General features: G+C 55.4%; 9 protein-coding genes and 1 pseudogene (1 of these 10 only partly in view). 7 read left to right on the top strand and 3 right to left on the bottom strand.

All coding sequences use genetic code 11. The features are described from left to right. Positions 1–587, bottom strand: a pseudogene (locus C3F13_18470) (arginine decarboxylase); it reaches 1690 nt to the left of the window's first position. A gap of 842 nt (positions 588–1429) precedes the next feature. Here C3F13_18470 and C3F13_18465 point away from each other — a divergent pair. The 5 genes from C3F13_18465 (at position 1430) to C3F13_18445 (ending at position 6946) form a co-directional block, all read left to right on the top strand. Further along, positions 1430–3484, top strand: a complete 2055-nt coding sequence (locus C3F13_18465; protein ID PWB49823.1) for a hypothetical protein — start codon at positions 1430–1432, stop codon at positions 3482–3484. Further along, positions 3477–3935 carry a two-component system response regulator gene (locus C3F13_18460; protein ID PWB49822.1) on the top strand — a complete coding sequence of 153 codons (459 nt, stop codon included), beginning with the start codon at positions 3477–3479 and terminating at the stop codon, positions 3933–3935. The genes C3F13_18465 and C3F13_18460 overlap by 8 nt, the downstream gene beginning before the upstream one ends. 4 nt (positions 3936–3939) lie before the next feature. After that, complete coding sequence (locus C3F13_18455) at positions 3940–4449, top strand: two-component system response regulator (protein ID PWB49821.1); 510 nt, start codon at positions 3940–3942, stop codon at positions 4447–4449. Positions 4450–4512: 63 nt separating this feature from the next. Continuing rightward, on the top strand, positions 4513–5442 hold the full coding sequence (locus tag C3F13_18450; GenBank protein PWB49820.1) for a hypothetical protein: 930 nt from the start codon (positions 4513–4515) through the stop codon (positions 5440–5442). A gap of 22 nt (positions 5443–5464) precedes the next feature. Beyond that, positions 5465–6946 (top strand): hypothetical protein, encoded by a 1482-nt coding sequence (locus C3F13_18445; GenBank protein ID PWB49819.1) that lies wholly within the window; start codon positions 5465–5467, stop codon positions 6944–6946. A 212-nt stretch (positions 6947–7158) separates the two neighbouring features. Here C3F13_18445 and C3F13_18440 read toward each other — a convergent pair whose 3' ends face one another. After that, complete coding sequence (locus C3F13_18440) at positions 7159–7623, bottom strand: hypothetical protein (protein PWB49818.1); 465 nt, start codon at positions 7621–7623, stop codon at positions 7159–7161. Positions 7624–7809: 186 nt separating this feature from the next. Between C3F13_18440 and C3F13_18435 the strand changes: the two genes are divergently transcribed. Together C3F13_18435 and C3F13_18430 are read left to right on the top strand one after the other, a co-directional pair. After that, positions 7810–11235, top strand: a complete 3426-nt coding sequence (locus tag C3F13_18435) for a hypothetical protein (GenBank protein ID PWB49817.1) — start codon at positions 7810–7812, stop codon at positions 11233–11235. A 285-nt stretch (positions 11236–11520) separates the two neighbouring features. Beyond that, a complete protein-coding gene (locus tag C3F13_18430) occupies positions 11521–12483 on the top strand; it encodes a hypothetical protein (protein ID PWB49816.1) in 963 nt (320 codons plus the stop codon). A 187-nt stretch (positions 12484–12670) separates the two neighbouring features. Here C3F13_18430 and C3F13_18425 read toward each other — a convergent pair whose 3' ends face one another. Continuing rightward, the gene (locus tag C3F13_18425) at positions 12671–13792 is read right to left on the bottom strand and encodes a hypothetical protein (GenBank protein ID PWB49815.1); all 1122 of its coding nucleotides are present in this window, start codon (positions 13790–13792) and stop codon (positions 12671–12673) included. Positions 13793–13808 lie beyond the last annotated feature (16 nt).

The following is a 13808-nucleotide window of genomic DNA, read 5'->3' as shown; positions in this document are numbered from 1 at the left end:
AGCTCACCCACCGAGATCGATAGGTCTGATCGTAACAGGTTCTCACCGAAGTAATCGTAGAAGATCCGCCCGACTGGTGATTTAAGGAAGGCGATGCCGCCCGCATGGCCAGGGGTGTGCCAGGAATATTCATACACTTTGGCAAATTCCATCAGTGCTTTGGTTAGCGGAGGCGGCAGCTCATCACGGTAGCGGACGACCGCGGCATACACCCGCCCAGCGATGAAAATGGTGGTGTCTTCAAGCAGCCAGACCAGCTCATCCACGCTGTGCATGACTCCGACCTGGAAGTTGGAGGTGTCATCCCGTTGGATCAGCAGGAAGATGGGTACATTGATATTGCGCGAGCGAATTAGTTTGATCAATTTTTTCGCTTGCGTATGGTCGGTATCTTCATCACCGAAGGTCCAATCCAACAAGATCACCTGGCAGGATGGATCGGACAGGATCACCGAGCTTCCATCTTCAGGTGATGTTGCTTCGATGACTTCCATGTCCATATTGCGCAGCTCCTGGACTAAGGCGCGCAACGCCCGCCCGGTCACCGTCTGCGCTGCGAGCTCATCGTTGATGATGAGGGCTTTCATTGCAATGAAGTGTTCACCAGTAACCATACGTTAACTCCTTAGATCTCTCCCTGTATGTGGATGAAGAGTAAGTAATGAATTGATTTTATTGGCAATCTGACCAGGTAGTGAATTTTAACATAAGCATCTCGGTTCTTGGGAGATTGAGGGTTTTCCGAAGGAACCCGTTTTGGGAGGTTGAGCAAGGGGAGTCTCTTTCGAACCCAAGCGAGGTTGGGTTTTTAGTAAATGCGACACCATCAAGACCTACGACCCTTCAAATGTTTATAAATGATGAGGTGTCATTGCGTTCATCCCCGTGTTCTTAAGGGGAGAATCCCCGCTGGTTTTCGGGGAATCAGCATGGTTTTATCCCACGAAACAATCTCTGATTAAGCTCATCAGCCACCAGGAACGGGAGTATTGCTGCCCCGATGAGGAAGATAGCGTCGTCGCTTTGCTCCTCGCTATGACATCAGAAATGTTTTGAGTTTCGTAGAGTACACTTCAAAAACCCCGCTGTTTATCGGGGAAGGAGCATGGTATTTGTCCGACGAGACAATCTATGATTAAGCTTGGCAGCCACCAGGAACGGGAGAATTTGTACCCGGTGAGGAAGATGGCTTCGTTGCTTTGCTCCTGGCGATGACATCAGAAAGGTTTTGGGTTTCGCAGAGTACACCCACCCGACTTACACTGGTTTACCTTGCATTTTTGTAAGGTTGATTTGAGGAGGGCAAATGGATATAAGAAATCGCCTTCGGGTATGATTAACATCCGGCACGAAGCTTGCACAGATAGATACGACAGCAGGAAGAGACCTGCTGGTCCGAGTGACCTCATTCCAGCCTGGAGATTCATGGATGCCTAAAAAGCCGGTTTCAAACGATCAGGGGGGCTCCGCTGAAAAGCCTAAAGCGACCAATGTGAAGACCAATAACAGCGACTCAACGCTGGGGGTGCACTACCGCACGTTGGTTGAACAGGTGCCGGCGATCATCTATACCGACTCGGCTGAGAAAATCTTCCAGACGCTGTACATCAGCCCACAGCTTAAAACCATCACCGGTTATGAGCCTGAGGAGTGGATCAACGATGATACGTTGTGGGAGAACATGATCCACCCGGACGACCGGCAACGCGTGCTGGAAGAATATACGCGTACCTATGCATCCGATCAACCCTCCATCTCGGAATATCGGCTGATTACCCGCGATGGGCACACCATCTGGGTGAGCGATGAAACCCGCCTGGTGCGCGACCGCAAAGGCAAACCTTTGTTCTGGCAGGGGGTGATGGTGGATATCACTGCCCGCAAGCGCGCTGAGCAAATGCAGGCGGCGATCTATCGCATCTCGCAGGCGGTAGTCACCAGCACCGGCCTGGATGAGCTATTCCGCTCGATCCACCTGATCCTGGGTGAACAGATGCCGGTCCTGAACCTGTACATCGCCCTGTATGATCCGGTCAGCGACCTGATCAGCTACCCGTATTATGTAGACCAGTACGACATGCCTCCCCAGCCATCCAAACCCGAACACGGGCTGACGGAGTATGTGCTGCGCACCAGGAAACCCCTGTGGGCCACTGGCGAGGTGTTCACTCAGCTGGTGCTCAACGGGGATGCAGATGTCATCGGCACCGACTCGGTGGATTGGATCGGCGTGCCACTGGTGGTTGCCGAGCGGGTCATCGGGGTGATGGTCACTCAGAGCTACACACCGGGCATCGTCTACAACCAGGAGCAGTATGAGCTGATGCAGTTTGTCTCCACCCAGGTGGCAACCGCGATTGAGCGCAAGCTTGATCAGCAGAGCATCACCGATGCCCTCGAATACAACAAAACATTGATCGAGTCTTCCGCACTGGGGATCGGCACGTATGATGCAGCCGGGCGATGCATCCTGGTGAATGAAGCCTTCGCCCGGATCATGGGGATGCCGCGTGAGCAGCTGCTCAGTCAGAATTACAATGCGATCGAAACCTGGAAGACCTCGGGGCTGTTGGCCCTGGCCCTGGAAGCCACCACCAGTGGGAAGGAAGCCCGGGGTGAGATCCACACCACCAGCATGTTCGCCAAGGAGACCTGGCTGGACTGCCGGTTCACACCTTTTTATTCGAATGCTGAACCGCACCTGTTGCTTTACATTGATGACATCACCGAAGCCAAGCAAGCCGAAGTAAACCTCAAAATATATGCTGAGAAACTCGAGCAAAGCAACCGTGACCTGCAGGAGTTCGCCTATATCGCTTCACATGACCTGCAAGAACCGCTGCGTAAAGTGCTGGCATTCAGCGACCGGTTGGCAAACAAGTATGGCAGCGCATTAGACGAGACGGGTTTTGATTATCTAAAACGCATGCGTGAAGCCAGCCAGCGCATGCAAACCTTGATCAATGACCTGTTGACCTTTTCTCGGGTATCCACTCGAGCCCAGCCGTTCACCCGGTTGGACCTGAACCTGATCCTCCAGGACGTGATCTCCGACCTGGAGCACCAGCTTGAGCGCACGCGTGGCCGGGTAGAGGCAGGAGAGATGCCTGAGATCGACGCCGACCCAACCCAGATGCACCAGCTGTTGCAGAACCTGATCAATAACGGCCTGAAATTCCATCGCGAGCACGTGCCGCCTCAGATCCAGGTATCCTCTTATAACTCAGGAGGCAAGTGCCACATTTACGTGAAGGACAACGGGATCGGTTTCGAGCTGCAGTACCTCGACCGCATCTTTAAACCCTTCCAGCGCTTGCACAGCCGGCAAGAATACGAAGGCAGCGGCATGGGGTTGGCTATCTGCCGTCGCATCGTCGAGCGCCACAGCGGTGAGATCACCGCCACCAGCACACCCGGGATGGGATCCACTTTTATCATTGTCCTGCCCATCCATCAAACCAATGGAGAGACAAGCTATGAGTAAAAACCCGAAACCAGTTGTATTCCTGATGGCGGATGATGACCCGGATGACCGCCTGCTGATCAAGGAAGCTTTCGAAGAGAGCCTGATCCACAACAAAATCTACTTCGTCGAAGATGGGGTCGAGCTGATGGATTACCTGCGCTGGCAGGGAGAATTTTCAGACCCGACCTCGGCCCCCGTCCCTGACCTGATCCTGCTGGACCTTAACATGCCCCGCAAGGACGGCCGGGAAGCCCTGGCGGAGATCAAGAGCGACCCACGTCTGCGTTACATCCCTGTGGTGGTGCTGACCACCTCCAAGGCTGAAGAAGACATCATGCGTAGCTACGACATTGGGGCTGCCAGCTACATCACCAAACCTGTTACGTTCGACGGCCTGGTCGAAGCCATCCGTGGCCTCGGACAGTATTGGGTACAAATCGTCCGCCTGCCCATCAAGGAAAAAGCATAAATATATGACCAACCAGAGCCCAGTCATTACCATCCTCACCGCCGAAGACGATGCGGAATATCGTCTGTTGCTCCAGGAAGCGTTTAAGGCCTGCCTTCAGGAGAATCCAGTTTTCTTCGTGGATGATGGTATTGACCTTTTACAGTTCCTGCACCGCCAGGGCAAGTATGCCAATTCAAAAAATACTCCCCGACCAGACTTGATCCTGCTCGACTTGAACATGCCACGCAAGGATGGCCGGAGCACATTGATTGAGCTTAAAGCTGATCCGGAGCTGCGCGGCATCCCGGTGGTGATACTCACGGTCTCGGACGCTGAAGATGACATCCTGGAAACTTATAATCAAGGTGGGGCGGGTTACATCATCAAACCACAATCTTTCGAGGAGTTGGTTGAGGTGATCAAGGGCATCACACAGTATTGGTTCGATGTCGTCGAGCTGATCAATGGTGAAAGCCTGATCAATGTACATCACCGCCACCATCCGCTGCCTTACACACCTGAGGCGATTTAAAGTTATTCGTGACGAAATTAACCGGTTATCAGTCATGGAAATGTAAGGAGGCCGATAAACTTCATGGATCCTGAACCCAGTACCGTACGAGTATTGCTCATCGAAGATGATGAGGACGACTATATCCTGATCAGGGAATACCTGCGGGAAAGCGATAGCCCAAATACTTTTAGCACTGACTGGGTGCAGACCTATCAGGATGGCTTAAAGGAAATCGAGCGGGGTGAACACGATGTATACCTGATTGACCATTTCCTGGGGGCAGATTCTGGGCTGGAGTTATTGAAGGAGGCGGTGAAGGCCGGCTGCCAGGACCCGTTGATCATCATCACCGGCCAGTCCAGGCGAGAAATCGACCACGCGGCATTGAAAGCCGGGGCAATGGATTACCTGGAGAAAGGTAACCTGAACGGGCAGGTATTGGAACGCTCCATCCGTTATGCGCTGGAGCAAACCCGCTTGTTAAAACAGATCCACAATCTGGCCGTACGGGATGCACTGACTGGTCTGTTTAACCGGCGGGAGTTACACCGTTTTATAGATTATGAGATCATCAAAAGCAAGCGCTACCACCACTCATTTTCTATCTTGCTGATGGATGTGGACAATTTCAAGGAAATCAACGACCGGTTCGGTCACCGCACCGGAGACGAGGTATTGACCAGGGTAGCGGACGTGTTGAACACCAGCATGCGCGCCTGTGACCTGCCCTGCCGCTATGGGGGTGACGAGTTCATTGTCGTGCTACCGGAGACGCCCGCTTCACAGGCGATTTACGGTGCCGAGCGTCTGCGCAAGGCGGTCGAAATCCTGGATATTCATTCCCTCAATAATGAAATGCCCATTGAGAAGGTCACGGTCACGCTGAGCATCGGGATCGCTGGCTACCCGGAAGATTCCGAATTGAGCGACCGGCTGATCGAGCAAGCCGATAAGGCCCTTTACCAGGCCAAGCATCTGGGATGCAACCAGGTCGTGCAGTATACACCGTAGGAAAGGACCCACCGCCACCCTTATGGCTGCCAAGCAAATCCACGCCTTGCTGATCGAAGATGACCCGGATGATATCATGTTGCTTAAGGAAGCACTGGTGGATATCGGCCTGGGCAAGATCCGCCTGGATTGCGCTGACCGGCTATCCAGGGGCCTGATCCAGCTGGGTGCGCAGGAGTATGACGTGATCCTGCTTGATCTGAACTTACCCGATAGCCGGGGGTTGGATACGCTGACCACCACAGTTAAGCGCTTCCCGCGTATCCCCGTGGTAGTGCTGAGTGGCCTGGCGGACGATGCCATCACCGTTGAAGCTGTGCGGCGAGGTGCACAGGATTACATCGTGAAGGGCGATATCAGCGGACCGCTCGTGCTGCGGGTGGTGCGCTACGCCATCGAGCGCAAGCAGGTGGAAGCCGTCATCCGGGCCAGTGAGACACGCTACCGCACCCTGGTGGAGACTTCACCCAATGGCATCACGCTGTCGGACCTGGAAGGCAAGCTGCTGCTCTGCAACCAGCAGGCCGCCAACCTGTACGGTTATAACAGCCCGGAAGCCATGCTGGGCAGCAATTTCTTCAAGTTCGTATCACCCCCTGACCGGCAACCTGCTGCCCATAATATCCGCAAAACGTTGAATGAAGGCAAGGTGACCACGGGTGAATACACCCTGATGAGCAGAGATGGCCGGCAGTTCCCAGCTGAGATCAGCACGGCCGTGCAATGCAACACATCCGGGACGCCGGTGGGGTTCATCAGCGTCATCCATGATATCACCGAGCGCAAGAAAGCCGTGGATGCCGAGAGACAGGTGGTGATGCTCGAAAATGAGTTCCTTTCGAGCGTGGCGCGCGAGCTGCGCACCCCTTTGCTCAGTCTGCTGGGCTATTTTAAACAAGCGCACACTGCCAATCAGGGCAGCACGGATGCCCAGCTGGTAGGCTTTCAGCATGCCGGCAGGGACCTGGGAAACCTGCTGGACATGGTCAACCAGCTATCCGATTTTTCGCAGCTGGAGAGCGGTACATTGACCCTGGACCATGCCAGGGTGGATATGGCCAGGCTGATCAATGATGTGATCGCTTCCGTCCGCGAGCAAGCCGGCGGAAAACGAGTGGCACTGATGTGCGCCCCCATGGAAGCACTGGTCGCCGAAGTGGATGCCGACCGCATCCGGCGGGTGCTTACCAAGCTGGTGCAGAATGCCATCAATCACTCCGACCAGGGCGGGACGGTTTTAGTGACCGGCAAGACGTTGAAGAACAAAATTTTGATCAACGTGATCGATGAAGGGCGCGGCATTGATCCCGAGGACTGCGAGCATTTGTTTGAAAAGTATTACCAGGTCGACCATCCACTCAGCCGGACAGAATTAGGTATTAGTGTGGGGTTGTTCACTGCCCGGCAGATCGTAGAAGCGCATGGAGGCACGTTGACCATGAGCAGCCAGGTGCAGGGGGGCAACACGTTCAGCATGAGCCTGCCTGTGGAGAGGAAGAAGTAACCACGAAGGCCATGCAGGTGTTTTTGTCATTGTGAGCGAGCGTAGTTGTAGGTTGGGTTGAGAGTACTGTGCGAAACCCAACGACCACAGAAGGAGTGTTGGGTTCGGGCAAAAGCATCCCTCAACCGGTAAAGTGCATACCAGGTCACCCCAACCTACAAAACTCCCTAAAGACACTCTCAGCGGTTCTGGTTGGATAGCGCCATCCATACTCAATTCACAAGGCAAGCGTCGATCGCCTGCTGGCCAATCGCCTTCGCCACGGAGATGCGGTGGTGACCGTCGCGCACATAGTAGCTGGCGCCTACCTGCAGCAGCTCAACTGGAGGCATGCTGGAACCTCGCAGGATTGCGGTGAGGATGCTGATCCAGCGCGTTCGACAGTACTGCTTGAGCGGGTTGAAGTCCAGGTCGAAGTCGGTGCTGCGGCCCAATGTGCCCTTGATCTGGCGGATGGGGACGGAAACGATGCGGGAGGCAGACCGGTGACTTTCGACTGGTTGTGAAGCCAGCAACTCCAGCTGACGCGTGCGACCGATGAGCCTGGCCCACAGCTGGTCGCGCCGGCCACGGTTGTACGCCTGTTCGAAAGCCTTGCCCGCCAGGATGCTCGGGTCGATGGCGCCGAATGCCAGGTTTTCAATTCCGTTCAATGTTGTTCCCAGGTTCGCAATCATGGTCATCTCCTATCTCTCATCGTCGTTGATGATCACAGTTTACGAAACCCGCGTTTCGCTGCTGTATTCCTGGCAAGGTTAAAATGAGCCGGGCGCGTTTCGGTTCGCGTTTCGGTTTTTATCGTAATTAAAGCAGCCAGACCTGAAAATCTGATGAGTAGCTGAAACTTATCTTATAATTACCCTATGCACCCCTTGAAAATCGCCCTGCTCGGACCGCCCGAGATCAGCCTGGATAACGCCCAGGTGGTAACCGACCGGCACAAGGCCATCGCTTTGCTGGCATACCTGGCCGTGCAACCCAAACCTCAGCGACGCGATGCATTGGCTGCCCTGTTATGGCCCGATTATCCGCGTACTAGCGCCTTCGCCTACCTGAGGCGCACCTTGTGGGAGCTGAACCAGATGTTAGGCAAAGGCTGGGTGGGGGCCGATCGTGAGAAGGTATGGCTCGCGCAGCTACCCCAGCTACAGGTGGATGTGGTAGCCTTTGAGCGCGTGATTGGCTCACCCAAAGCTGACCTCGAAGCGCTGTCCAGTGCAGCCAGCCTGTACCGCGGCGATTTCCTGCAGGGCCTGGTAGTGGCTGACACAGCTCCATTCGAGGAATGGCAGCTGACCCAGGTTGAACATTACCGCCGGGAATTCGTCCAATTGCTCGAGAAGCTTGTGGAAGCCTTGGAGCGAAACAACGACTATGCGCAAGCTCTACCGTATGCCCAACGCTGGCTGGCGCTTGACCGCCTGGACGAAGCTGCCTACCGGGCAGTGATACGGCAATATTACGGCCTGGGAGACCGCAGTGCAGCACTGAAGGTCTATCAGGAATGCCAGGCGACCCTTCAGAATACGCTGGGTGTCGACCCCCAAGCAGAAACCCGCCTCTTGTATGAGGCAATCCTGAAGGGCGAAAAACCAGCCAGGGCAATCCCGGCTGTCCAGGCACCTGCCGTGCCAGGCAACCTGCCCACGCCAGCCACCCCCTTCATCGGGCGCAAGGAAGAGCTTGGACGGGTGTTGCAGCTGATGCAAGACCCGGCCGTGCGCTTGTTGACCCTCACTGGCCCGGGTGGGACGGGTAAAACACGCCTGTCGATCGAGGCGGCGGCAAAGCTTGACCGTTCTTTTTCCGATGGGATCTGGTTCATCCCGCTGGCTGCCGTGAGAACCTTGCAAGGCTTGGTTATGGCGATGGCCTCCAGCCTGGGATTCTCCTTCTACCAGGGGGAGGAGAATTTTAACCAACAGCTGCTGGACTACCTGCGCCATAAACGCATGCTAATCATCCTGGATAACTTTGAACAGATCGTTAGCAACAGCCGCGACCTGATCGTGGAAATCGTTCAATCAGCTCCGCAAGTAAAGCTGGTGGTTACTTCACGCGAGCGCATCAACCTGCAAGCCGAGCAGGTGCAGCAGGTGGTTGGTTTACGCAGCCCTGAGCTGCAAGCGATCACGGGGTTATCTGACCCGGCCACGTTGGACGAGGAGTACGAAGCACTCCAGTTGTTTTACGATCGCGCCAGGCGTGTGCGGCCAGGTTTCCAGCTCTCACGCCAGAACCTGGTGGATGCTGCCCGCATCTGCCAGCTGGTGGAAGGCTCTCCCTTGGGGATTGAGCTGGCAGCCGCCTGGTTGGAGGTGACGCCCCCAGCAGACATCGCCAGGGAGATCGAGCACAGCCTGGACTTTTTGGAAAGCGCGGCGGGTGACTTGCCTGACCGCCAACGCAGCTTGAGGGCGGTGTTTGAGACTTCATGGAGATTGCTGGAAGCCTCTGAGCAGCAAGCCTTCCAGCGCTTGTGTGTCTTTCGGGGGAGCTTTTCCAGGCAGGCCGCGGAAGCTGTGTGCGGCTGTAGCCTGCCAACCTTGCTGAGGTTGGTGCACCAATCCTGGCTACAGCAGCGGGATGATGGACGGTATCAGCTTCACGAGGTACTCAGGCAGTACGGGAAAGAGCGCTTGCAGGCCGACCAGCAGGAATGTCAACAGACGAGGGATCGCCATGCAGAATACTTCGCCGAATACCTGCACCAACATGCCCAGGCCCTGCAGACTTCCTCCCAGCGACAGGCCCTGGACGCCTTGAAACTGGATATCGACAGCAATATCCCTGAAGCCTTGGAACATCTGGTGGCTACGCAGAAATTCGACACGATCGTCGAAAAAATGCTGACGGGATTACTCCATTACTCGATGATCCGGGGTACCACAGAAGATATCATCCCTGTGTTGAGAGCCGCTCACCAATCGATTACCCCCCGGGATAACGGAAAAGCCCTGATCCAAGCGGCGATCCTGGAAACCGCGGAAATCTACTTCACCTTGAACCGGACGGATACCACCGGCAACCTTAATCAGCGTACACACAGGTTATTGGAGTTGGTCAATGAAGCCGGCATTCATGCGCAGATGGGTATGTGGTACACCGTGCTGGTCAGCCTCTACGGCTTCAATGTGAATTTTGAAGAAGGGTCGATGCAGTATCTCAGGATCATGCAAGGTATTGACGAGGCGACAAATACCTGGGAAGCCGGCTACGGCTACCTGGATGCCAGCCAATTCTGCGGGGTTGAGAACCGGGAACTGCGTCAAAGCTACCTGGAGAAAGCCCTGACCGCCTTCAAGGGCATCGGTGTGCTGCATGAGCAAGGGGTGACCCTGCTTGACCTGGGGATGCTGGCCGCCATGGAGATGGATTATTCGCGGGCGATCGAGTACACCCTGCAAGCCCAGGGTTATTTCGAAAAGGTCCAGAACCAGTGGGGGGTGGATCGTACCTGGATGAACCTGGCCGATTTTTATATCTACTCGGGGAAAATCGAGCAAGGCATCCATGCCTTTGATGAGACACGCCGTTTTAATGAAAAGTCAGGCAACCGGCACGCCCTGGGGATCGACCTTTCGTGGGAAAGCATGGCCGTGTCACGCTTCGGCAAGCTGGAAGATGCCCTCGAGCTACGCCGCAGGAGCCTGGAGGTAGCTCTTGAAGTAGGCAATCCGCATGATATCGCCTGGCACACCTGGGAGCTGGGCGAGATTTACCGCTTGATGCACGAGCTGCAACAAGCCAGGCAGTGTTACGATGAAGCCTTGTCACAATTCGAAGCGCTGAACGATATGCTGGGCCTTGCATTTTATGAGCGGGGTTATGGCGATCTGGCCATAATGCGTCAGGATTGGAGCGAAGCCAGGCTCCGGTTCATAAAAGCCCTGGAATACCAGGAGCAAGAACTTCGCCCATTCAGGGGTTGGGGGTTGATCTATTTCCATAGCAGGCTATCGACTGCATTGGTGAGATTGGGTGATCACCAGGCGGCAGCCCAGCAGCTTAATGAGGCCCTAAAGCTGGTGAACAGCTGGCCTTATCCGGATATGATGGCCATGATCCTGGCGGGAATCGCCGAATACCTGGCAGCCGGAGGTGAGGCTACGCAGGCAATTGAGATCGCCACCTGCGTGATGGAGCAACCCACCACCTGGAACGAGGTTAAAAACCAGGCGCGTCTGCCGTTGAGAAGCTGGCTGACAGCTTACCGCAAAGTGAGCACCAGGAAGCGCAGCAACGCGGCTCTACTGAGCAACCCGACCAGCTCATCCAGCGCTATCTAAACAGCCCGATCTTCAGCTAAGGCAGACAGCTTCTGTGGGCGTCCGATAAGGCAAAGTTATATATTTTCTCCTGGTGCCCGTTGTCCCTAAAAAACAGCGGTGATGACCACAAAGATATCATAGGAATAAGTAGCATTTCGGTGAAAGAGTATCATTCACCAGTTTGACAACTTAAAACCAAGGTCATATAATTCAAATTCAGATAACTTTTGTCCGTTTAATTGGGCCACACGCAGGCTGGGATGAGCACACCGATAGAATTCATGATTGAGGGATGGGGTATTGATGAATAATCCAGAGTATCAGGGAATTACACAGCCAAGCAAAGCGGTCATCAAATGGCTGCTCGATTCTGATCCTGCGATTCGCTGGCAGGTGATGCATGACCTGACCAGGGAACCACCTGAGCTAGTTCAAGCAGAGCGCCAGCGGGTCGGAACTGAAGGTTGGGGAGCCCAGCTGCTGGCCTACCAGGGGGCAGATGGCAGGTGGGATGGGAAACCCTTTATCGTGGAATGGGCCACAACGTTTTATGCCTTGCTGCTTTTAAAGGATATGGGGCTTGACCCGCAGAGCGAGCCCGCCCAGAAGGCAGTGGGTCTCGTTCGCCAGAAAGTCACCTGGGGTGAGGAATTTAATGATTCCCCATTCTTCGAAGGTGAGGTGGAGCCCTGTATCAACGGCAGGGTGCTTGCGCTGGGCGCGTATTTCGGTGGGGCAAGCGAGCGGCTGGTTGACCGGCTGCTCGGCGAGCAGCTTGAAGATGGGGGCTGGAATTGCGAAGCCCCACCCAGCGTGCGATCATCGTTTCATACGACCATTTGCGTGCTGGATGGCCTGCTGGCGTACGAGCAAGCTGGGGGTGCCAATCCTACGGTCACCCAGGCTCGCCTGCGAGCACAGGAGTATCTCCTGGAGCGCCATATGTTCCGCAGGCTATCCAACGGCAAGGTGGTCGACCCTAAGTGGCTGCGCTTTTCGTACCCGCCCACCTGGCACTACGATGTGCTGCGCGGACTGGATTACCTGCGCAGTGCCGGGGTCCAACCTGATTCGCGAGTGGCTGAGGCCGTGGGGCTGGTGGCGAAGAAGCAGCACCAAAATGGACGCTGGCCGCTGCAAAACCCTCACACCGACCAGGTAAACTTCGTCATGGAAGGCCCGGTAGGCACTGCCAGCCGGTGGAACACGCTGCGCGCCTTGCGCGTGTTGGGCTGGTATTACGGGGCAGACGGAACCTTATCCTAAGGGATAACCTGGGCAGCAAGTTAGGGGCGGGTCTTTGATTGGGATTCCAATATTGACGATACCAAGAGATGTAGGGATCATTAGCTGGATGACCACCAAGCGCCCCACCTCGTCCCCATCAACGGGACGGGGGATGGAAGGTGACGCTGAAGCATAGGGGCAATCTGCTTGAAGCTCTCCCACTGGTTTACCACCAGGCCCAGGGGTAGACCTCAGCCAGTCCGCGCATCACCTCCCAGCCAAGCTTTTTCCCGTTCTCGCCATTGGTCATCCAGACCACACCCTGCTCGCTTTCCAGGCAGCTCAGCATAAAGCTATGAAAGCCTTCATTCCAGCCCGGGTGCCCGAAGCGGGTCAGACCGTCCTGGATAACGACGTTAAATCCCAGCCCACCGATACTCTTTACGGGGGTCAGCATTTGGCGGGTCATCGGCGCGGATAGCACCCGGTTGAACTCATCCTTATATGAGCGAAGGACCTCAGCGACCAGGCACGCCAGGTCGGATGGCGTGGACCATAAGCTAGCAGGGGCTTGTTCGGGATAGGTGTGCCATTTCCCTGGCACCGGTTTACCTGTTCTGCGATGGGCTGTGGCTGCCCGTGGCAGGTATCCTTGCGGCAGGCAGGGATCGAATGTGCTGTTTAGCATCCCTAAATTGTCGAAAATGATTTCCTTTGCCAGAGCCGCCAATGGCTTGCCGGTGACATCTTCAATCAGTTGCTGGGTCACCATATACCCGCCACCTGAATATCGAAAAGCTTTTCCAGGCGCCTGCATCACTCGCACGGGCCTGGAGTTGGCGGGGGGCTCGCCATCCAGGATCTGCAGTAAGCGAGGTAGGTCTCTGCCGGCGAGATAACCGGTATAGCCACGAATATTTATCCCGGCGGTGTGCGAGAGCAGGCCACGCAGGGTGACCTTGCGGCATGTCCCATCGTGGCGCATCTGGGTGTATTTACTCGGCGGGACTTTCCAGGAGCGCAATCCATCGTTGATGTCCGCATCCAGATCCAGCACTCCCGCTTCAACCAGGCGCAGTGCGACCATGGCCGTGACCGGTTTACTGATCGAAGCGGCTTGAAAGATGGTATTTGGTGTGATTGGTTTTTCACTTCCTGCTTCCACAACGCCGTATCCCTTGGCAAAGGCATGCCCCTCCCGATCGATAAAAGCAATGCTAAACCCGGGTACGTTATGAAATGCCATGCGCTGATCCAGTTCCGCTTTCACCGGCGGGTGATCCCCGCCGGGGTCAGTCACCAATAAACCATGTTCAATTGCGTGTAATGCTTGCTCGAGATCAGCCATATTCGCCTCCTTAGAT

The organism is Anaerolineales bacterium, assembly GCA_003105035.1.
Taxonomy (GTDB): Bacteria; Chloroflexota; Anaerolineae; order Anaerolineales; family UBA4823; genus FEB-25.
This window is presented reverse-complemented; position numbering and strand designations above follow the sequence as displayed.

Bases quoted from the DNA above. Each gene is read 5' to 3' on its own strand.
- C3F13_18445 (PWB49819.1), top strand. From the start codon at position 5,465: ATGGCTGCCAAGCAAATCCACGCCTTGCTGATCGAAGATGACCCGGAT.
- C3F13_18455 (PWB49821.1), top strand. From the start codon at position 3,940: ATGACCAACCAGAGCCCAGTCATTACCATCCTCACCGCCGAAGACGAT.
- C3F13_18430 (PWB49816.1), top strand. From the start codon at position 11,521: ATGAATAATCCAGAGTATCAGGGAATTACACAGCCAAGCAAAGCGGTC.
- C3F13_18425 (PWB49815.1), bottom strand. From the start codon at position 13,792: ATGGCTGATCTCGAGCAAGCATTACACGCAATTGAACATGGTTTATTG.
- C3F13_18450 (PWB49820.1), top strand. From the start codon at position 4,513: ATGGATCCTGAACCCAGTACCGTACGAGTATTGCTCATCGAAGATGAT.
- C3F13_18435 (PWB49817.1), top strand. From the start codon at position 7,810: ATGCACCCCTTGAAAATCGCCCTGCTCGGACCGCCCGAGATCAGCCTG.
- C3F13_18440 (PWB49818.1), bottom strand. From the start codon at position 7,623: ATGATTGCGAACCTGGGAACAACATTGAACGGAATTGAAAACCTGGCA.
- C3F13_18465 (PWB49823.1), top strand. From the start codon at position 1,430: ATGCCTAAAAAGCCGGTTTCAAACGATCAGGGGGGCTCCGCTGAAAAG.
- C3F13_18460 (PWB49822.1), top strand. From the start codon at position 3,477: ATGAGTAAAAACCCGAAACCAGTTGTATTCCTGATGGCGGATGATGAC.